At 42.4% G+C, this 1,291-nt stretch carries 1 pseudogene; it reads left to right on the top strand.

The features are described from left to right. Positions 1-1,291 (top strand): annotated as a pseudogene (locus tag EZL74_RS13160) (gliding motility-associated C-terminal domain-containing protein); the annotation flags it as partial.

Here is a 1,291-nt window from a genome sequence, read left to right on the forward strand (position 1 = left end):
GTGCCGGTAATACCACTACACATACTCAAAACATCACGGTATCGGATAACATCAAGCCTACCTTCACAGCTCCGGCGGATATCACCATCTACACCACAGATGCTTGTACTTACGATGCTTCGGTTGAGTTTACAGGCGATGTAACTGATGAAGCTGATAACTGTTCTACCGGATTGAATGCTACATTCTCTGATGCGGAGCCTGTAGCAGGTCAATGTGCTGGAGCTTACACTATTGTTCGTACCTGGTCTCTTACCGACTGTGCCGGTAATACCACTACACATACTCAAAACATCACGGTATCGGATAACATCAAGCCTACCTTCACTGCTCCGGCGGATATCACTATCTACACCACAGATGCTTGTACTTACGATGCTTCGGTTGAGTTTACAGGCGATGTAACTGATGAAGCTGATAACTGTTCTACAGGATTGAATGCTACATTTACAGATGGAGCTCCGGTAGTTGGCGCTTGTGCAGGATCGTACACTATTACCCGTACTTGGTCTCTTACCGACTGTGCCGGTAATACCACTACACATGCACAAACCATTAGCGTATCAGATAATACAAGACCTACTTGGGTAACTCCTGCCGGTAGTTTAGATGTAACACTGGAATGCAGCGATGCTCAAGGTTTGACTAATGCGCAAGCTCTTGCTCCGCAAGCGGTTGATAACTGTACAACTAATGTAACCTATATCAAAACTCCGGGAATTTTTGTTGCCGGGGATTGTCCCAACAGAGGTACTTATACCAATACTTGGATAGCCGTTGATGCTTGTTCTAATGCTACATTGAACGTATTTACTCAGGTAATTACAATTCAGGATACAACGAAACCGGTATTGGATACAACTAACTTTGATCCGAATCCTCAGGTTACTTGTAATAATATTCCACAGATACCAGTTTTACAGTTTTCAGATAATTGTTCTGCTGTAAATGTTCCTGCTCCGGTTGAAACACAAACACCGGTAGCCAATGGTACCTATACAATAACCAGAACATGGACTGCTTCTGATGCTTGCGGAAACGTAACTGTGGTGACTCAAACAGTCGATGTGACTATCGAGGTTCAAGTGGGAGATGAAATAACTTCACCTGATGAAATCTGTAATGATAAAACCACTCTTTGGGACTTAAACAGTTATTTATCAAACACTATCCCTACCAATGGAACATGGACTAATGTTGATAATGTTGGTGTATTGAATGGTTCCTTATTTAACGCATTTAATGTTGCTGAAGGGAATCACAAGTTTATATATACTTATGACAACGGTAG

This window comes from Flavobacterium silvisoli, from assembly GCF_004329815.1.
Taxonomy (GTDB): Bacteria; Bacteroidota; Bacteroidia; order Flavobacteriales; family Flavobacteriaceae; genus Flavobacterium; species Flavobacterium silvisoli.